Origin of the sequence: Longilinea arvoryzae (genome assembly GCF_001050235.1) — a bacterium.
Lineage (GTDB): Bacteria > Chloroflexota > Anaerolineae > Anaerolineales > Anaerolineaceae > Longilinea > Longilinea arvoryzae.
Window position 1 is genome coordinate 1,096,023 of the sequence record NZ_DF967972.1, and the last position, 21,490, is coordinate 1,117,512.

General features: G+C 45.5%; 11 protein-coding genes. 2 read left to right on the forward strand and 9 right to left on the reverse strand.

Annotated features, from left to right (window positions below; all coding sequences use genetic code 11):
• Nucleotides 1–940 precede the first annotated feature (940 nt).
• On the forward strand, nucleotides 941–1,246 hold the full coding sequence (locus LARV_RS20910; RefSeq protein WP_407936366.1) for an endonuclease domain-containing protein: 306 nt from the start codon (nucleotides 941–943) through the stop codon (nucleotides 1,244–1,246).
• Nucleotides 1,174–2,649 (forward strand): helicase-related protein, encoded by a 1,476-nt coding sequence (locus LARV_RS20915; RefSeq protein ID WP_075072586.1) that lies wholly within the window; start codon nucleotides 1,174–1,176, stop codon nucleotides 2,647–2,649. Before LARV_RS20910 ends, LARV_RS20915 begins: the two co-directional genes overlap by 73 nt.
• A gap of 16 nt (nucleotides 2,650–2,665) precedes the next feature.
• On the opposite strand, the gene LARV_RS04950 is transcribed toward LARV_RS20915, so the two are convergent.
• The 9 genes from LARV_RS04950 to LARV_RS04990 all read right to left on the reverse strand — a co-directional run bounded on the left by LARV_RS04950 (nucleotide 2,666) and on the right by LARV_RS04990 (nucleotide 21,478).
• Nucleotides 2,666–3,325, reverse strand: a complete 660-nt coding sequence (locus LARV_RS04950; protein ID WP_152031702.1) for a hypothetical protein — start codon at nucleotides 3,323–3,325, stop codon at nucleotides 2,666–2,668.
• Nucleotides 3,297–9,782, reverse strand: a complete 6,486-nt coding sequence (locus tag LARV_RS20100) for a P-loop NTPase family protein (protein ID WP_152031703.1) — start codon at nucleotides 9,780–9,782, stop codon at nucleotides 3,297–3,299. The genes LARV_RS04950 and LARV_RS20100 overlap by 29 nt, the downstream gene beginning before the upstream one ends.
• 157 nt (nucleotides 9,783–9,939) lie before the next feature.
• Nucleotides 9,940–12,081: a hypothetical protein gene (locus LARV_RS04965; RefSeq protein WP_075072590.1), complete on the reverse strand. Its 2,142-nt coding sequence runs from the start codon at nucleotides 12,079–12,081 to the stop codon at nucleotides 9,940–9,942.
• Nucleotides 12,082–12,157: 76 nt separating this feature from the next.
• Complete coding sequence (locus LARV_RS04970) at nucleotides 12,158–12,787, reverse strand: hypothetical protein (protein WP_075072591.1); 630 nt, start codon at nucleotides 12,785–12,787, stop codon at nucleotides 12,158–12,160.
• Between the two features lie 27 nt (nucleotides 12,788–12,814).
• Nucleotides 12,815–14,332, reverse strand: a complete 1,518-nt coding sequence (locus LARV_RS04975; protein ID WP_075072592.1) for a DUF4268 domain-containing protein — start codon at nucleotides 14,330–14,332, stop codon at nucleotides 12,815–12,817.
• A gap of 24 nt (nucleotides 14,333–14,356) precedes the next feature.
• Entirely contained in the window at nucleotides 14,357–15,658 is a 1,302-nt protein-coding gene (locus tag LARV_RS04980) for a pPIWI-associating nuclease domain-containing protein (protein ID WP_075072593.1), read from the reverse strand.
• A gap of 183 nt (nucleotides 15,659–15,841) precedes the next feature.
• The gene (locus tag LARV_RS04985; protein WP_075072594.1) at nucleotides 15,842–16,642 is read right to left on the reverse strand and encodes a hypothetical protein; all 801 of its coding nucleotides are present in this window, start codon (nucleotides 16,640–16,642) and stop codon (nucleotides 15,842–15,844) included.
• Between the two features lie 142 nt (nucleotides 16,643–16,784).
• Nucleotides 16,785–17,345 carry a hypothetical protein gene (locus tag LARV_RS20105; RefSeq protein ID WP_152031704.1) on the reverse strand — a complete coding sequence of 187 codons (561 nt, stop codon included), beginning with the start codon at nucleotides 17,343–17,345 and terminating at the stop codon, nucleotides 16,785–16,787.
• Nucleotides 17,342–21,478: an Eco57I restriction-modification methylase domain-containing protein gene (locus LARV_RS04990; protein WP_075072595.1), complete on the reverse strand. Its 4,137-nt coding sequence runs from the start codon at nucleotides 21,476–21,478 to the stop codon at nucleotides 17,342–17,344. Before LARV_RS04990 ends, LARV_RS20105 begins: the two co-directional genes overlap by 4 nt.
• Nucleotides 21,479–21,490 lie beyond the last annotated feature (12 nt).

Sequence of the window (21,490 nt, forward strand, 5' to 3'; positions counted from 1 at the left end):
CGCCAGCGCGTCCCCGGTTGGGAACTGGATACAGACGGCCGGCGCAAGCTGGACGCGAACGGTGAAACGGTGTGGGGGTTACGCCCCTGCAATACTCCACTCTTTACCTTCAACGGCGCGCGCCGCTACAGCATCGCTGAGTACGTGGCGAAACACGAGAAGGGCACTTTTAAAATTCTTGTCGCCGATGAATGCCTTGTGAAAGACACAATGGTTGAAACCAATATGGGGCCAAAGGCTATTCAGGACATTTGTGAGGGGGACATCGTTTTGTCATTCAACCACACTTCAGAAAAGATTGAATTCAAAAGGGTTGTCCGAACAATGAAGAATCCTGCGCCACAAAGGCTGATTAGCTTTGCTGGCATTGTCTGCACAGCGAATCATCCTATCTACACCGATGAGGAGAATTATGTCGAAGCACAAAAAGTCAGTGGAAAGACAGTGCGAGTACTGCGGAAAGACATTCATGACATACAACAGAGGAGAAAACACAGCACGCTTCTGCTCCAAATCTTGCGGATCATTGAGCTGGTCACCGGAAGTCAAAAAGCGAATGGCGGATGCTCACCGCAAACCTATGGTGAAGTGCACATGCCTGCAATGTGGACAAGAATTCTTCGTGCCACCGACCGGGCGCACCTCTGCAAACCGCAAGTTCTGTTCGAGAAAATGCAACGCGGTCTATCGTTTCAAAGATCCAGAAGTATGGGAACCAATCGTTGCGAAAATGCATCTGAAAGGGAATCCTACGAAAGGAACCAGGCAACCACAAATATCAGAACGGATGAGGATGAACAATCCCATGCATTTACCGGGCATAAAGGAGAAAATGAGAGAGAAATTGCTTGGCAAGACCTTTCTTGCACGAGGTGGAAACGGAACCGTTACCAAACAGCAGGAGAGATTGCGCCAGGCGCTCGGGTTGCCAGAAGCGCTGATGGAGTATGTCATCGCAACCAAAAAAGCACAAGGCTTGCTCCCATCACTTCCGCCCTCATACAAAGTGGATCTGGCAATTCCAGAGGTGAGGTTGGCAATCGAGGTGGATGGAAAAACCCACAAGCTGAAGAAGTGGAAATTTCTCGACCAGCGCAAAACAGCGGTCTTGAATCAATTAGGGTGGACTGTGTTGAGATTTTGGAACGAGGAAATCGATCAGGATTTGAACAAGTGTGTCCAGACGGTTATGTCTACAATCTCGAGGTTGAAGGGAATAACAACTACTTCGCAAACGGAGTGCTAGTCCACAACTGCCATGAATTCAAATCCAAGTCAAGTGATCGCGGAGTAGCATTCCACCAGTTGGTGACCGCTGCCAAACAAACGCTCACCCTCACCGGTACGTTCTTCGGCGGTAAGAGTACCAGTATTTTCTGGTTACTGCATCGCTTGAACCGTGGCGTCCGGCGCGACTTCGCCTTCCATGATGAAAAACGGTGGGCGCGGTTGTATGGAGTGCTGGAATCCACCCGCCGGCGCAGGCGCAACGATGACGCGGATGAAGACGGTGTCTACACAGGAAACCGGCGTTATCGCAACCAGGCGAAGGAACAACCAGGTGTGAGTCCGGCCATCGTTAGCCGGCTGCTAGACACGACGATCTTTCTCAGCCTGAAAGACCTGAACCTGGCACTGCCGGTATACAAGGAGGAGGTGGTGGCCCTGGATATGTTGGACGATCAAGGGCAGCAGTACCGCAACATGGACAGTGGCCTCAAGCAGTTAGCGCTGCAATCTAGTCGCTACCTGTCCACCTGGTTGCAATGGAGCCTGGCGCGGCCGAACTCCGCGTTCCGGGATGAGGTTGTGCTGGTGGATGAGGTGGAGGACGAGGACGGCAAGAGTGTGCGCAAAGTGCCGCTGATGGAGCTGCCGGCAATCAATCCGAACGGCCACAAGTGGCTGCCAAAAGAAAACTGGCTGGCCGACTTCTGCAAGACTGAGAAGCAGCAGGGTCGCAAGGTTCTGGTGTACGTCCGTCAAACTGGGACCAGGGACATACAAGACCGCGTGCAACTGCCGCTCCAGGCGAATGGGTTGCGAGTCTCGATCCTTGGCGGTAACGTGGATCCGCGCAAGCGGGAAGACTGGATCGCCAGGCGTGTGAACGGGATCGACGTTCTGATCTGTAATCCGCGACTGGTGGCCACCGGGCTGGACCTGATCCAATTCTCATCCGTTGTGTTCTTTGAAATTGAATGGAGTCTCTACACCTTATGGCAAAGCGTTCGGAGAGTATGGCGGTTAGGCCAGACTCAGCCGGTCAAGGCGATCTTCACAGTCTACAACTCGGCGATGGAGGCAAAGGGTCTGACCCTGATGGGCAGAAAGATGAAAGCCGCGCAGCTCGTCTACGGAGATGAGGTTGGCGGCGCTATCGTACCGGAAGAGGAGGGCGACTTTTTGACGCAGCTTGCGCGCGATGTACTGGATGGAGCAAAGCTCTCAGACCTGCAAACCTTGTTCGCCGATGACCTGCAGGTGAGTCACAACCCGCTGGGCAGCCTGACTATGCCAAGTGCGGCGATCCTGCCTGGCCCGAAGGTGTTGACGTGGGACGAGTGGGTATCGCAGAAAACGGTGATTGTTCGGAAATTGAGGAGAAAGGAGGTGATGCCGGAGGGTCAGATGGGATTGGGAATTTAAGAACACAGGCTCAGGGTTATTCCTGAGCCTGTGATTTATGATTTGCCTGTCGTTTTTCCCCTAGCTCTTTCCGCAACTTTTCCAGTGTAATATTTAGGTCATTAATTATTTTAAGAGCTAATCGATCAAATTTATAATTATCGTTGCCTGTTTCTTTTTCATTCCCTTTCTTGGTTATTTTAGTTCTTTCCGATGTTGGCTCGAACAATTCCATCCATTTTAAAATTGTCATCATTATATTTTGCTCAGTTTCATCTAAGGCATCGAGCGCAACAGGATCTATTTGAATAGGTTTATCAATTTGGCTGATTTTCATTAGCAATAAAATTGGTATTAAGCGAGACATATCGATAAACAAATTAGAAGCAAGCCTATCCTTTTCATCCCCATGATAATAGGCAAAAGGGTCATTGTCAGGTCGTAATCGATCTAGAACTAACAGGATGTTTTCATAAGACTTAAGAGGGTATGCTTTACCAGGTAATGATGCCCGGTGTTCCCATATTCTTAAAATTGTTTCTGTTGCTTCCTTCTGGCCTTGGTTACGCTCATCCTCTGTTTTGCCATGTTCTGCTTTATCGATAAGCTCAGCCAAATGGTGGGACATCCATCGGCCAAGGGTATCAACACCATCCTCAAAACCTAGTTCACGAACCAGGTAACGTCCAAGTTCCAATACTTCCTTCGGCGGCTTCGATTGTTCCATCTGCTCGGAAGAGGAGGACTCTATCGAATTGAGATTCTTTCGTTTTTTCTTCGTCATATCTTGAGTAGTCATCGCCTTTATTACTCCGAGTTATTTCTATTTCTATAATTAGATCAAAACCTGATTTAGCAAGAAATGCCTTTAGTGCCTCTCTATCGATCGAAAGGCGCCAACCATTTGATCGAATGTTTTGATCATACCTTCGACTATATGCTCGTTCGCCACTGAGGTCGTCTCCCCAGGGTTCATAAATGAATATTCTTTTCCCATTTCCATTTTGAACCCAGTTTACCTGTTTATCATATACCATCGAGATGTTTAATTCTTTTCTCGTTCTTTCTGACGGTTCACTTTCAATTCTTCGAATTTCGTACCGTAAGGGATCTGTTTCCTCTATCCCAAGTCCTTGTTCTTGACTAGTAAGCCATCCAATTAATGTATATGGATCCGTTTTTATTTCAAGCTCGTCTCCAGCCGGAGGAATCCTATAATCCCATGAGCTCTCTATCGTCTGCAGAGAACGAACAAGCGCTGCGGCGGTTTTAGGAGAAACTAAGGCTGAATTTACATGTACAGTTGATTGAAAGTTATATGATTTAGTTTCGTGATAACCATTTACTACAATAAAACCGACATCATCGTTCAAGCCTAACTCAGTAAGAAATTCTTTATCATCAACTGCATCTAACCATCTATCAAGACTTTTCTGAGGTTCCCTCCATAGTTGGGTTTCTAGTGGTTTTGGAGCTAGTATATCAGCAAGCCACAGCTCAGGCATAGCAAGACCTTCTTCATTAACCAAAAGTTCATAACAGTAGGAATCATCTTTACTTTCTTTTGTAAGAGCTCTAAACTTCATAAGCTCACCAATTGCGCACCACATTGCATGCCATTCCAAGTAAGTATGGTACCTTTCTATAATAGGACGAGATCCATGATCATGCGTCATATAATAAGATGATTCGTCACCACGATGACGTTTTCGAGGTTCATCATCCCAACGCCAAGGATTAGATTTTACATTCCAGTGATCGACTATCCACGACTCTGCTATATCAAGAAACTCTTCTCCATCCACATTTGCAAATATCCTTATAGCCGATGTATACCAATAAGGAAGAGTATCCATCGAATCAAAGCGGAATTTTCGGTCTTTCTTTTCCTGTCTCGAATATTTATCGAACCCAACTTTGTAAGAATCTCGCCCTTTTCTTCTGGGAATTGGGCTGGTATTTGCTCGATCTAGAGCATTCCTTTGAGAAAGATCTATTTCAATGTACCCACTCTTGATTAATTTAAGAACGGCAGATTTAGCGAATGAGCGTAAGAGGACATGGGGGAAATCATCATTCGTGGCGATCTCCAATAACCACAAACCATGTTTTGAGATCGCCGAGGGCGTTTCGCTGGCTATTCGCTCGAATGTAATTACGAGCCATAGCTGAGCTGCAAGCCAATAAAATGGAGCATTGGGGTCTCGGAAACTTGCTTCATCTGTTCGGTTAAATAGATGGACAAGTTCATCAATTATTTCGAGATTTCCAGACTGAGCCATGCGGCGGATCGCATGTGCCGCACGCCACCTGATTCTGGCATCAAAGTCTCCTAAAAGCGCATACAGAAACCGAGCAAATGCACTCGCATGATTAATTGGAATATCTCCGATATTCCAATTTTCCTGATCTGACATAGGTATTCGCTTAATTAGTCTGCTGGCATAGCGTGAGATGACTTGTGCGGCTTCTTGTGGTGAACAATACTGCCCGATAATTCCGACAAGTGCATAAATTGTTGGAGCTTTAAGAACATCAACATGTCTTTCTAAAGCATCAAGTAATCCGGTGCAAATTTGCGAGTCTGGAAGGTCGGTTTTGCTAAGCATTTCTGAGAGGAAAGATTTGTCGTAATCAGGCCAGCTACAGAAGTAAGGAAGACGTTCGATCACGATTTGAAGCAAACGATTGTTGCACCAGGAAGAAACAGCGGGAGACCCTGACCAGTTTTCCACGCATCTAGAAATCTCATGACCCAATTCGTATCCCGATAAATATCGAAAATCAAGTTTGCTTAATACATCAAGATATGCTTTTCGATCTTTCAATTGAACCACAGTATGGATTCGCTCCAAAATTTTATTGGTAGGGACGTATATTCCTTGAATTCGAGCTTCTTCGTATATTTTAGCAATAACGTAACTAAGCTCTTCTTCTGAAGTGAATCGATGATCTGAAAAATCCACATCTGCTAATGGATCTTTCTTTCCATTACCCTCCAGACTTTCGAGGCCATTATCTAAATCATGCAATTTTGGCTTCTCCTTTTGATGAAACTCAGTTGCTTTGATTAATTGTGCTTTCCAAAAATTATTTCCACCTTGTTCCGGTACTGAAATTAACTTATCTACAAATTTAGATCGAGTTCCTCTACCAAACCACAATAACTCATCCCTAGCAATATTTTCTGTAAAGACATTATTATTTTGTTTATCCTTTCCATTACCTTGCTTATCTATAACTTGACAAATTAATTCTTCATCAATTTCATCGAGTAAAGGCGATAAGGAGGAAACCTGAGTAGGCGAGACTGTATTTAATGAAAGTGCTGCTTCTAAAATGGCGGGAAGTAATGATTCTTTGTGTGCGATATTTTCATCATCCCATCTTGCTGTAATTGCTAACGAAAATGGAAAATCGAGAGTGGCAATGGCTTGTGCAGCATCTTTCCAAGGAAAATGATCATACCCATCCAATCGAACACCAGCATCACACACAATTACCGCAAAATCCTTTGCTACATGGCGTCTACCTTCCGCTGCCATTTTATCGATAGCCCGATGACTAAACGGTTTAAAAATAGAAATCTCATGAATAACATCAATGTTTACTTCACCGGCAACCCGGAAGGCGTCCTTAAAAATCACCTCTGCATCATCTTGACTGATGGGCAAAAGGAATCGAGCGAAATTCGAAAATGCCTCAATTTTATCTTCTGCAGAACTTCTTTGGTCTTTTACTCTCTGATATTGGGATACAACCTCGGTAAGGAGACGTGAATGAAGAGATCGGTCTACTGCGAGATTCTGAAATATCTTTATAAATTCCTTCCCAGATGACGAAGGATTTGAGCCCAACAAAGCGAGGATGTTTTCTAGAAGTTCACCTCCATTTGCCTTTGGTAATGCTAAAAGTCGAGAAATTGATATCCCTATCCGGGACTTCATTGGAAGAGCATGAAAATCTCTGGAAAATTGATAATCGCTCTGGTGAAATTTGGTAATTGCTTCCTTAAGAGCAACAGCTAAACCTTCAGAAGGGATTATTCCTATGATAGCCTGGGCTCGAACATCGTAAATGCCTAATTGCGGCCCAATAAATTTCTCTAGTTTTTGTTTGTTTTCAATATTCGGTTTCTTTTTTTGAATAACTTCTTTTTGGGACAGAACATTAGGTTGTTCTTGAGGATCAATTAAATATGTGGCGATGGTCGGTGTTCGGTTATTCAGACGCTCTAGTATTGTAAAAGCTCGCAAAGTAAGATCGATAATTGCCGCCCTAGAAGTAAAGAGTTGATCGTGTCTCCGCAGTTCATTATCGTTAAATTTTTCGAGTACTGGGATTATTTTTGAACCTTCACCACCATGTGCGAGAAACACTTCACAAGCTGTAAGAATTAGTTCTAAGTAATCAACAGTGACATTGCCATCATCCCATGTATTTTTTAGCTTATCAACCTTAATTAATCCTCGAAAAAGGAATATTTCCAGGTCATTTTTAACTCGTTCTAAATCAATATCCTTACCTGATAATGCAAGTGGAATGAGCAAGAAAAGGTCCCAAGGTGCGTGAATATTCGTTTCATTCAAGCACCGCTCAACCAAATCAGCTTCGCCAGATGTTATTAACTGAAAACTCAGAGATATTGCCACACGTAGAGCAATCGATCTTGGGCTCCAATTAAACAATTGTCTTATAGCTTGTTTTGGGCCTTCGATACGGAGCACAGCTTCAATTTCAGCGGCAATATCTTGGTATTCAATTGGCCAACCTTGGGGGTTAATATTTGGATATGTTTTTTCTTGCTCATCATAATGATCTGATCTGCGCTGCATCCATGCTCGTAATTGCCGAAGTCCTTCACGAACAGATATTCCATCATTATTTCTTGCATCATGTGCAAGTAATTGGAAGAGAAGTCGGCCGTGATTTTCATACTCATCTGCGTTCCCTAGAATTAACCGGCTTGATCTATCTCTTGCAAAGTTTGCTGCAAGATCTGGATTTTCTATAAGCATTTTTTGGATAACTGCATCAGTTTTTAACGCTTCCGCGCCATAGAGGAGTGTAAGAATCGCATCGGCATTATTATTTGTTTCTCTACACACTTTCATCGCAATTCTCAGACGTTGCGATTGAACCTCACGACGTAAAATTGGATCACTTATAACAGTCGGTTCTTGTTCTTGGTCAATCAGATCCAATATTGACTGCCTTTGGTTCGCAGCAAGTAAGGAAGACGCGATATGACTAGCTGCATATGAATCTTCCCTGTAAAGGTTAGAGAAATGATCTGCAATCCGCCCATATATCAACCTAATGTCTTGGCCTGCTTCTGATCGTAAAAAGCTCTCAAAATCCTCATCGGCAAATCTAATAACATCCTTATCAACAATTATCCCGGGAGCAAGATCAGCACAAATATCGCGAACCTGGTATTCATTCAATCCTAATATTGGAGAGAGGTGTTTGATCGGTATTGGCCGTGGAAGGGCAATTATTCCTGAACAGAATATTTTGAGATCTTGCCCTGATTTTCGATGGGCAGTAATTAACTGTTCTTTGAATAATCCTTCTAAATTTTTTCCTTTCGGACGAAGTACTGATAATGCCTTTTGTTGGTCAGATGTCGAATAATCGATTGCATATCTTTGCACCCGTGGATTCCCACCGGAAAGGTAGTGAAAATCATCAATCCAGGCATCTGAAGCATCTATCCAAAACAATCTAATATGCGCAGCTGTTTCATCACTATCAAATCCGTCGAGTTTATAGGTCATAAAATTATCAGGGAGACGTAGGGAATCCAATCGTCCCGACCTTGTAGTTACGATAAAGCAAACGTTCACCGGAAGATCGCCTAAAGTGACAAAATCGTAAATAAAACTCTTTTCAGGAGTTGGTTGTGATTGAGCAGCAATTATAGAATTATCGGCTGCGTCAATAACAATAACGAGACGAGCGCCTTCGTCATAGGAAGCTACTATCTCAGATGCCCTCTCCAATCGCTTCTTAAACACTCTTGGATAATCGATGGACGGCGATCTGCTTAGTAATAATGGAATACGGAGAGATACAGCAAGATCATTAATTAGCTGAAGGAAAGCATCTTGTGGACGATGGCGAAACGCATCTGCATCAAGATATCTTCCGCCACCATAACAATCGAATGTAATTAGAATAGACTGTGAGGGCAAACGCTCCGTAATCTCTTGTATAAGGGTCGATTTTCCACAACCACCCTCTCCATGAATACATATGTAATGTTTTCCGGATATGATTTCGGTGGCAATTATTTCCGATGCCTTACGATTAACCAGAGGAAAAATATTTTTTATCTCAGATGAGCATGGAAACAAGACATCCTGATCCGAAATATCCATCCAGGATAGAATGACTTGACGTGTAATCACCTCGCCTTTGGCCTCAGGCATCATTTTCCGCCGGATAGATCGCAGTAAATGCTCAACAGTTGTGCGAGAATCCTCATCTTTCCAATTTGAGATTGTAGAAAAAACGTTTTCCTCAAGAGAGAACCGAGAACCACTTCCACACAATGAAAAGTCAAGGGCTTTCATGAAAAGCAGAAAATCAGTCCCATTTAATCCTGAAGCTTTTTGTAACCTCGCATGACCAAGTTCAGAAGAGGATTTTCGACGTTTATTTTGATCGGGTCGTGAAGCAATTGATTCGCTTGTGGCAGGATTAATCTCTTCGTCCATAGGCTGATTGCTAATAAGCTGCACAATTAAATTATCCGAACCAGCTAGATGGGGATACTTTTCTTTTAGACCGATAAATGCATTTGCCAGTTTTCTTATGATAGAGTTATCCCCTCTTTTTTTGGTTGATCGAGTTAGACGGGAAATACTCCAGCTTTGGTTGGGATTTGCTGAGGAATATTTGAATTGAGCGATCACGATTCGGGTGGGGGTTTCCGTTTTACTATCACCATAGTAAAAAGTGCAATCGACCCCATCCCATGTGTCAGGTAATTTTCCACTTTCATCCGCAATTTTAAGACCTTCCACTGCAATTGCGTACAATCCGGACTCTGCGTCTAGTAGGGATAACGATTGGCGAAGTGCCCAAAGCTCGTGATAATCATCCCCTGCGTTTGCAGCTCGTGCGCCACGGTAATCAGCATTTGTCATAAATAGCCGCCCAAATTAGATTCTATGTAATTCACCAACTTTTTTTCTACAGGCCTCACGACTTTCATAACCAAACGTTCTTCGCTTCATATATCATACATTGGATGCAACATTTGGGCAGTGTTCTGAATAAATTTGTTTTTCTTGTGGTTGATTACTAGGCAACTTGCGTTTTTTCGATTGCGATATCCAGAATTTTTACCCAATCATCTTCATCAAGTATGATCAAAGGAAATCCTAGATGGGTTGACAGAAAGTCAAAATTCTCCTTCACATCTTCACCTATCACATTCGGAATAGATATGCCTATTGCATTCAGGTTTGCATCTCGCGCGCCCGATAAATAAGCTGAGTAGCAATATTGAGTATATAGCCCTTTTATTGCTGATACGCTTCTTCCCAGACCATTTTGCTTCTGAGTATCTCGGCTTTTTAAGTGGATACCTAGATTTAGCTGTTCGTCATTCTCCTCAATAATGTCTGCGTAACGTATGTCGGCGATTTCTCGACCATGGTGTATGCCATCAAAATTTTCATCAATCGCATAACCAAACAATCGCGGTAGACAAATCTCACGACCTGTGAGGATTCTCTGCACTGTAATTTCTTCATGCATACATTCGGTACAGATTTCTATTGTAGGATGTCCGCCATTACGTGCGCATTTCTCTTTTATTTTATTCAAGGCTTTCGTATACTTAGCTTTTTTTCGGTCGGTTAAATTCCTTTGATGAATATGTGCCCGCACCCGCCACGCTCGTAAATTGTTTAATGAAAGTCGGTTACCCGGTACTCGTCGTGCTGGAAGCAATCGAAGTAAATTGCCCATTATTAGAAAGCTACCATCAAAGTTTTGGCCTTCAAGAATGGACATAAAATCATGCAATGTTTTCAGATGTTCAGCGCCTGGGAAAATTCGTAAATCGGTAGAAGGAGTGATATCTAATTCTGCTCCGCATTCACAAACGAATGGCCCGTCTTGAATTAATATCTGGGGGTGATTTATGCAGTGGAAAGTGAGGTGTTGAGAATTTTCCACTGGAGCCAAAGGGAAATTACACTCATGACACCTTAATAAATAGTCTCCACAGTTTGCACAATGGACCTCTAATCCACAAACAAGATCCAGGTCTTTACAGTGGTTTACAAGGTTTGAAATAAGTATCGGATTAAGAACCGCTTCAAAATTTAGTGTTCTTCGCGCAGAAATAATTTCATTGATGAGGCCTTCAAGATATTTTCGCTGTTCCGGTTTGACTTTTTTCCTGGCTAATTTCATTTCGGAATTTCTATAGTAATTTAATAACCCAACGATATCATGATCCGCCTCTCGCGCAAGCTCTTGTTCGGTTTTTTGAATAAGGTTTATAGATAAGGCCAACAAAGAGTCTTTCCTAAGACGAGAAGGCGTCCATATTCGGCCATATTGACGTGAAATTCCCAATCCGCCTAATACTACATCGGGGTGACTTGAATAAAAACCTGCTGTTTGTTGGCGGAAATCATCCTCAGTCAACCTTAGGTATGATCGTTTCTGGCCTAGGCCCTGATCTGAAATCGTTAATGTTTGGACATCAAGCACATCGTCAGGGTTTTCTTCAAGTCTAGAAAAAGATGCTGTTCGTGGATTTGCACCTTCGGCCAATCGATGCATCATTTCTTCTGAGAGGAAAGGGAGTTGCCAGCGAATATCAAGTACAGCGCTGCCATAATATAGGATCGGTTTGACTGCTGAAAAATCACTACACAGGAGGAGTGCATGCTTGAAGCGTTCACTGTACCAAACAATTGCTTTTTCTAGGCTATAAACAACTTTGACCTCGCCATAATCCTCTCCTTCTGGATCGGACTCGATATATTCGACCTTTTTTTCGTATACAAGGGGGATCTCTTGAAATAGTTCCTGAGCCTGTTGATCCCTAGCCGGGGTTATTATGTAGATTGATCTTACCGAACGTTCATTACCAAACCTGATCGCTTCCCCTCTCATATGTCTTGACAGCTGCGCGGTTCTCTCAAATAGAATCTCACGAGTCGGCCATGCGCTAACAGAGATTAGATATAAGGTAGGGCTAGATGTAAATGGGTAATTTGCTTTTGTTTGTTCTAGAACGTCCCTGCCCTCCTGGGTCGTTTGCAGAGCCTCAAGTATCTGCCCTTTAGGAAAGTCATCCAGCCGCTTTTGTAAATTGGTATCTGCCTGGATCTTCAATAAAGTTCGAATCTGGTCCGCGTCGATAGTTCGAATAAGCAATGAGATCAACTCTCGTTTCGGTACAGGCGTTCCACCAATTGTCATAGTTTCACCTTTTCCGAGAAATCTTTCCTGTGGTTAGCTCTCATGTGCTCAAGTCACAAAATAGAATTGAGGTTCATCATGATATAGCAACCAGCTTTTCATGATCCACTCTACTTACCGTAATAAGCTCTTCTCCAAGTTTTCTTGCAATAAAGTAGATTGCAATACCCTCATCCAATCCAAAATAATGATCCCCAATGGGATCGGATCGATTGTCTGAATCAAAATCGTGCTTAGCATAGTTATAGACACGACCACTAAACCATTTCAGCTCATCAAATAATCCGGAAGGGATAGAAATTCTAATCAGGTCGACCATAGCACCTAACGGCGCTTTTTTAAAGTCGATCAGTATATGCATGAAGAATTCTGGTCCGAGGCCACGGGCGATCAAGTCTTCAAGATATCCACCTGCTGCCACAATCATCCCACGGGCTGCATCTGTGGGATCTGATTTGTGTAATGGCATTTCAACATAGGTTAAAGCTCGATACACCCCAGGTAGTTTTTCATCAGGTTTTCTACAATGAACCCCGATTCCTCCAATGCTTTGATCCAATTCTTTCAACACCCTTAGTGCATCTTGTGACTCGCCCTTAATCAATAGCTCGCATACCTGGGAGGTCACAATCACGGCTTCATCACCCAGAAGGGCTTTCAGATGCTCCATTATTTCTATTTGCGTTGCTCGTGGTAATTTACCCATTCTATCCACTTTGCGGCATGTGTTAATCTACAAGGCCATTCGTATGTGAGGTTGAAAAGCTTCCACAAACTTTACCATTGTTTCCACTCCCCAGGTTTTGGTTGCTTCCTGTTCATTAATTGGGTCCAAAAATGAGAATTGCCGCGTGAGGGAAATCCGGCATGCCTGAGCGCGATCTAGCCGATCCCATTCCAACGGATGGCCAATTTTGTCTTCGATCTCCTTTTTCTTCTCGCAAAGCCGGCCAAACGCGCTTTTATTTTTATCTTTCTCCCCTGTATCAATATAAAGCTCCACCCTCAGAACGGGTTCTTTCGGTAATACCCAGCCATAGGTAAAGCCGCTCACACCTGATGAAAACGAAAACCAATTTTGGACAGAAGCTTTTTCTGCACGTGTAATACCTGGTCGCTCTTTTTTGAGACGCTTCAACAGGTCATCGAAGAACAGGGGGTATTTAGCCGATTGACTCTTGCGAAATGAAATTTGCTCAGCATTTAAATCGAGGTCTTCAGCCAGCCAGCCGGCACTCATCCATGATCGTGCATGAGAGTGGGTGTAGTAGTCATTCTGCCACCAGGCGTGATATTTCCGTGCCGACTCGGGGAGTACAAATCCAAGCAATGTTTCAAGATCGCGAAATTCCATCCGAACGCTAGTCAAGCCATCATTCTGGAGACCTTCAAGATGCGAGTTAATCGCATCATATTTACTGGTCCCACTTTTCATACGAGCTGTCTCTGCTCTGGTGATATCTACCTGTTTGATCTTCTTGACTTTAGCCATTTTTAGCTTTGGCCTGGCCTCCAACCATTGTTTGGCGGCTTTGAGCGCACTTTTTTGGATAACATCCAGATCACCACGAAAGTGAGCAAGCTGATTTCGGTTTTCTTGTACTTCTTTCATAAATTTTTTGAAAACATCCTGGGGTTGGAAGATCTCTTCAAATAGTTGCCAGTTCTTGGAATGAATGATCATATTGGTAAGTTGTCCAAAGGTCTGTCCCTCAAGCTCAACTCTAGGTTCACCTGGGTTTTTATCATCTTCCCCATGGGCATTGATTAATGCCTGCTTCATCGCTTGATCGGTTGATAATACTCGCTCAGCAATCTGCCTAAGCGAGATCTCTATATCTTCTACAATCAGTAAATCCTCGGTTAAATCGCGGAAGAAATGAGCCATATCAAATTCAGATAGAATGCCAGTAGGCCGGTTGTCTTCATCAACGATGACAACGGCATATACATTCTTTAAACGGTCCAAGGCTTCGAAAATATCGCGGTCCTTCGTCAAGGTTATTGCGGGAATCAAGCAATGATCCACCGTTAAGTCAAGCAAGGCCACTTCACCCCGCAAGTGGAAATATCGTTGCGTTATTACTTCATCCGAGATCAGCCCAAGCAATTCGCCACTACTGTCAATAACCGGTAGCTGGCTAAACTCTTTTTCCAACATTAATGCCAATGCTTCCCTGATCGTCTGATCCTGGCGAATGCAGGTTGGCTTTTCACGATTATTGATCAGTTGTTCAATTGGGAAAAGCATAACCACTCCTTCAATGCATTTGAATCATGAATGGGAAGACGTAATTTCCTTGATAAAGCCTAGCATAGATAGGAAACGTTTGTGTAAAGCGATTAATACTTTTTCTGTATATTCCTGTGTTCGTCGATGCTCGTCAGCGTTGAGTAAAGCCATTTGATTTTCAAAATCCTTGATCAGGAAATCGACAAAGGTATCGTTGCTATGATTTCTTGCGATGAATTTAAGCCTTGCCTTCCGGGTTGGCTTACTATCTTTGTCGAAATGGTTTGGGTCCGTGGTCCATTTTTTTACAGCTTCATCGGGAGCCAATAAGTGCAAGATATGGGTCGATAATTCTCTGTGGCTGCTGGCAAAATGCCGGCAATGGTCTGGATTTGGTGAATAAATGGTTTGTTCGGCACCTAGAAGCATGTTTGGAAATGATGGATCCAGATTCTCCAACCATGTTAATAGCTCTGTATTTTCTGGTGTGATGATCTCTTCTTGTTGTTGAGAATTGTTTTCCTCAACCCAACGCGCCGCTAGAATGGATGAGTTGCGCATCTCAATTGTTGGGTAATATCTTACAGAATCGGGTAGGACTGAAAACCTCTCAACCGGAAGTACATCTTTCATCAGATTTTGGTAACTTGTAATCGTACCCCCCAAGCTTTCTAGCAAGGTACTTTGAGCAGGTGAAACTAAGGAACGCTGCATCTTTGAGAGTTCCTCAGCAATACCAAGGATCGGAGATTGAAGTCGATAAATATCTCCCATTTGCTCAACGGCATGTGCATTTAAATTCTGGAATACTTCACCAATTTTACTAACGCCCCCAAATTGCTCTAGCATTCCCTTCATTGAAGAGGATAATTCCATTTGCACGTTTTTCAAGGGCGCTATCGCGCTCGCCAGGTTCGCCGTGATTGCGCTGACATACTCTGATAGTTGTTTTGCCAGTTCCCGTTCCTGTTGTTCTACTGCTTGGTAAAACCGTACTTCAGGTTTTTCAATCTCCGCGAATTGCTCATATTCCTCTTCGCAACCCCATACTTCAACGGCAATCTCAATCAATTGGCGTTGGTCCTCTATAGAAAATGCATGGAAATCTTTTTGATCACTCCCTCGCAACATCCACGAGATAACCTTTTCAGTGAATACTCGCTCTTTATCCCCACCAGAAACTGACTCTACACTTTTTTTGATTTCCCGTAACATTCCCCATGATATGAAAGCAACCCGTAAGGTCAATCCACTGGGTAGTTGGTATACCTTTGGCCCTGTCTCAGCTTTGAGGATCTGGTCCCTTGTAAGAGGTTTCTTTTGCTTGTTATCTTCGTCTGTCATTAAGGTATTCCTCTTATTGCAAAACCCTATCTCATCTCATCTTCTTCCACTCGACGCTTTTCCCGCTGTGCTTCTCCCGCTCATGACTCTCTTTCTCAACTCCCCGCACTAACTTCCCGCAGTTCCCACTCTTAACCGATCCAACCGTCAGCTTATGTCAGACGAGCAGCGAAGCTTCACTATCTATGGCAACCTCGGTGGATGTGTCTTTAAATATTCCAAATAGGCCACAACCATCTCGATAGCTATATTTCGCGCTTCCTCCAGTTCACTGTTTGTGGCATCACGTAACGCACCGATATGAACTCCGTTATGCCTTCCCTGATTGAGTGGTTCATCATTCGCTAATCGGCCAAGCCTACTCCATTTTGAACTGGAAATTCCAAGCTCTCTTTTGGCAATCGCCTCTCCCGAGAATTTTTTCGCAAGGGCATCTCGGATTTCATATAAATGAACAAGCGCTGTTTCAGGGTTATTAAGAGATTTTTCAAAGCTGGAAAGAATGCTTTCTACAACTGGATCGTTATCCCTATACTTGGCAGAGAGGATCGAAAGTCTCCTCCGCTTGTTTAGCCTTTCCTGTTTTGAATCGGCGATAACTTGCCCATTTTGATCCTTGACAATAATGTCGATGGTTCCTGCCGTCATTTTTATTACAGCGGAGTCTATCTGTAAGCTAACATCTCTCCGACCATCGGGATAAATTGTTTCCTGACCACCGGCCTTGAGGGTAAAAGGTTTTTGTGAGACTAAAGCCGCTCCTCTAAAAATTCCTATCAATAGATTATGCAATTGTTCCTGAGTACCAGGAAGACTTTGGTATTCATTCAGATCCATAGAAACAGTCACTTCACCATTCTCAATGGTATGTTCATAATCGGGCAACAAAGTGGTTTCTTTCTCTTCAAAGAAGTCCGTTGGCGTGTATACCCACTTCAATTGAACCTTTGCATTTTCAGGCATTCTTACCTCATCTTCTTCCATTCGACGCTCTTTCCACCATGCTTTTCCCGCTCGTGACTTTCCTTCTCAAACCCCATCACCATCTTCCCACAGACCCCACACCTATGCAGCCGAAAGTCGTACAGCATGGGGCTGCGTTTTTCTTGGTACTTCTAAAATGCTTCTATGATTCAGTGGAATCCGCATCATTTTCAATTAATGGTTCTATCTGAGTTCTTAATATTTCAAATGCATTAAGCTGACTCTTAACCTTCAACTCTGACAATTTTCCGGCTGGTTTTTCGGGCAATTCCTGTAATGGGTAATAATTGTATATTCCACTTTGTCTTATTTGTGTCCAGAAATCAGCCGGGGGGTAGGTTGTTCGGTTTTCGTAATCACCGTGTTGGATCAAACAGGCGCTTCCACTTGCGTTTTGACCAACAAACGCTATTCCGAAAGGCATTTGATCGATTGCACTTCCGCTTGCATCGATACGATTTCCATTGGCCATGTAATACACAGTCCCTCCTGCTACAGGAGATCCGGCAATAACAACGCTATGAAACTTATTCGTTAGTTTAGGTGGCAAAATTGCAGATAAACTTGGCATGGCGCTGCCTGAAATTACACGGAATTCATTTGGTGGGCAAATTTCCTCCCATTTACTTCGACTTTCTTGAGTAATTTGGAACCAATTAAATTTCATCTTCCCTTTTTTATTTCTTTTCGCTCGGTTTCTCATCTCATCTTCCTCCACTCGACGCTCTTCCCGCTATGCGTTTCCTTCTGGTGATTCTCCCTGTCGTAACCCATCACCATCTTCCCGCAGACCCCGCACTTATACAACCCAAAATTCGACAGCATCGGCTGTGATTCCGGCGCCGGCTCTGGCATGGACTTTTCTTTCGCCTGCTCTACCACCGGTTTGACTTGTACCGCTTTGGATTCTGTTTTGGGCGAGGTAGAAACCTCAACAGGCACGCTGACCGGAGCCGGCGCTACCCCCTCCAATCGGTCCCAGGCCTCCAACACCAGCCGGCGGGTGCGATACTCACCATACAACCGCATCTCTTTGTCTTTGAGCACCCGGAATGTTTCGCCGGGGAAGTCCGGACCGTAGACATCCTGCGGGTCGAGGATATAACGCAGTTCATCGCGGGTCAGACCGTAGAGCCGGGCATAATAGGCATCCAGTTCAGCGCGCAGCAGTGCGCGGCGATCTTCGTCCCATGAGAATGGTTCGCTGTAGTAACCCATATCTTCTGCGAAAGGTTTCAAGTCATAAGCAGTGTAAACTAATTCGAGCACGCGAGGGGCTATAAAATCTAAATCAGCGGGAGTAAAAATTTCTGGAGGTAAAACAGGAAGTTGCCTAAGGTATGTGAATGTAAGATGCATACCACTAACTTTTTGTCTTGCAGTATAGTCAAGTATTATGCTGTTAAGACACCCAAGTAAACATGGCAATTTATTTGTGTAGTTAGTAAACATTAATGGCAGAGTATGACCTACACCCGACTTTGGGATAATGCTAAAAATAACGGTGCGCTCATTGGTTGCATTGGTCACATCACGAAAACCCATTAACCACATAGATGAATAATTTTTGAGCCTACCATCGACGATCGATTTTTCCACACTATAGAAAGACATCGGCTTCCAAGCAACATCACGTAGCTGTTCTGTTGTAGCTGGTTCTAGGTTGGTAAACCCACGATCTATCCGACCTTCATAAGTTCCGAAACGATGGTTGTATAGCCACACCATTTTCGCTTCATAAAGAGATAGACTACTTTCTGTAGGTTTGTTGAGAAATAAATTGCTGTCATTTGCCATGTGGAGCATGGTTAAAAATGAAATTTCCCAATTATTTTGACCAGAATTTTCATTTTCAAGCACAGGTATGCGCCGATATATTTTTAGGGTTAACTCAGCATCAGTACGTGTGCGAAAGATAGGAATTGTCCGGGTATTCGGATTGACAGTTGCTATATCTTGTGAAGTAAAGGTAAAGTGACGCTCAAATTGTTTTAGCTTTTCGAAGTTACGACAAAAGAAGACAAAATCTGGTGAGACAACTTTTTCACTTTGCCCTACGATAACAAGTGCGCAAAATTTAAAAGCATGGTGAACTGCCGGGAATATAAAATCTTCATTCTCAAACCCCCATAACTGTGCTAAAGCGTGGTTGAAAATTAAATCTCCAAAAAACTTTTTTGTAGTGTCGTCTGTAGCAATACCAGTTGGCAGGATAATTCCAGCACGACCATGTGTACCCAACAAAACCCGGAAATGCTCGGCAAAGAGTGCATAGGTATTGACATCACCCACGGCAGTCAATGGGTAGCGCCCTGATGCACGCATGAATTTACTGCTGCCTTCGGCAGCATGTTTGGCCTCTTCAAATGCCTGTGCTAGTACCGGGTTTGTCTTGGTCAGCTGATCGATCACCTTCTGGCGGGCAACCTTGTTGGCCGCAGTAGCAATCATTGGATCGCGAGTTGCAAAAAATTCTTCCTCTTGTAGCTTGATGCGTTCCCATGGCGGGTTGCCCAGGATGCAGTCAAAGCCACCCTGGGCCGCCACCTCGGCAAACTCCAGCGGCCAATGGAAGAAGCCCAGCGATTCCCTGATTCGTGCCACCTCCTCCTGAAGTCCCATCTGGGTCGCGCTGCCACCGCGCAACCGGCGCAGTTGCCTGAGAGTAGGCGCCGTGATTTCGAGCGCCTTTCCAGCCGGCTCTTTGATCTGCCAGAAAAAAGCTGCCGTCCAGAGGTCAGCAATCTGTTGCTGCCGGCGGTATTCAGCTGATGCGCTGACCTGCTGGTAAGCTTCTGCCTTGGCCTGCACCTCGGCGGCGCTTTCCTCGGGCATGGCTTCCAGGGCGCGGGCTTGTTCCGCCAGCCAAGCGCCCAGGTCTTCGCGCGTTTTGAGCATCGTCACGAAGAGTGATTCCTGACCCTCGCGCTCCTGCTTGTTGCGCTTTTTCAGCAACGCGGCGGTTGGCTTGTGATCGCCGGTAACCGCTTGGAAGGCATTGTCTGGCACTTCTAGTTCATTCACCTGCATCTTGGGTCCTAGACCTACCAGGCTGTTGCCGCAGCGGATGTGGGCGTCCAAGAAGGAGAGCGGCTTTCCAGGCTCGATCGACTCCAACCACAGGTTGACCTTGCACAATTCGACCGACATGGGGTTGATGTCCACCCCATACACGCAGTGTTGAATTACCTCACGCAGGGCAGTGCGCGTGATCTCCGGCGAAGGCTCCTCATCCCCGGAGCGCAGCTGCGCCAACCGGCGAGCAATCCGCCGCGCGGCGGCGATCAGGAAGTGGCCGCTGCCGCAGGCCGGGTCACACACTTTCAAAGCCAACAGCGCCGCAATCTGCGCTTCGATGGATGGTCCAGCGCGCTGGATGGCCTGCAGGATGACCGGGTCCAGGGCTGAATCGAGCAGGACCTTGATCAGATCCTCGGCGGTGTAATAGCTACCGGTGGTCTTGCGCTCGTTGCCGGCACTTGTAATCAGTTCAAACATGCCGGCATCCATATTGATCAGCGGATGCAGTTCCAGCAGCGACTCGTACACGCTGCCCAGCTCGCGCGTGCCCAGGTTGCGGTAGTCCACTGTCCGGCGGGTGTTCCCGTCCAGGATAAAGGCCAATCCCCGCACCGCCGAAAGCAGCGCGCTGTTTTCCAATTCGGCTGTCTCCAGATCGGGAAGCGCTTCGGCTGAAAACAAGAAACTGCCCAGTACCGGCAGACCCAGACCTTTAGACCCCACGCCGCTCGCCTCACGCCCGCCCAGCATGGCAGAAACCAGTCGCAGGGTCGTATATAAATCCGGGTGTCGTCCGCCGCGCGACTGCTCCGCCAGATGGCGCAGGTGGGTGGCCGAGTAGTATTTCAGATAACGTTCACGAGCAGCCGAGCTAGCTTGCGGGTCTAATAACAGGTCGCGGTCTTCAGAGGCAAATAGGAAAATAAGGCGGTAGACCAGGCGCAGCAGTTGGCGATAATACCCCTCGCGAGTCAGCGCGCCAGAGCGCAGCCTGGCTTTGAGCGCGGTATTGCCCGGGTGAGCCAGAAAGCCGCCACCCAGGGCAGTGATGGCCTGCTCCACCCCGTCGCGCAGCTTATCCAGCGCGCGCGTGCCCTGCTCCTGGGCGGCTTTCGACCAGGTTTCCAGCCAGCAAGTTTCCGGTTTGCCTTCTTGGGTCTCCACCCTGGATTGGTGGCAGACCAGCCAGAGGACCACAAAGTCGGCGTACACTTCGCCAGTCAGCATGGCTTCCAGGTCAAATTCCAGGTAAGCCTGGCGGGTCATGCTAGCATTGTCGCGCAGTACGCGCAGGGTCAGGCCGTTGGAAAGCATGCCCCACAACTGGTTGGGGTTTCGGTTAAGATATTCCTGCATCAGACTGTGAGGGCTAGATTTAGCTGCACCGGTCACCCCCGCTTGGCGCCGTTCCAGGTTCACGCCGCAGCCCACAATGTGGATGGGCACCTCGCCCCAGGCGTGCGAAACGCGATACTCCTTACCCTCCAATATGATTGCTTTGGCGGCCTGCAGCCGGCCATAGCCAAGTTCCTGGAAGAACGGCATCAGCCAGCGCTCGCGAGTCAGGGTTGTGCCCACATCGCCTACACCCAGCCGTCCGCGCGAAGTCTGGAAGGCTGCCCATGCACCCAGCAGGCGGTTCCACGAGCGGTTAATGGCTTCGTTTAACTTTTCACTGCCGGGCAGGTGATAGCTTTCCGCGTCCAGCCCGCCGAGAGTAGAGTCGCCGGCGACAATGCGCTGGAGTAGATCAATCGGGAGCAGCGCGCCCTCGGTGTGGATGGTGGTGAAGGGGTTGTGTTGATTAACAGGCATAAATGCGATTAT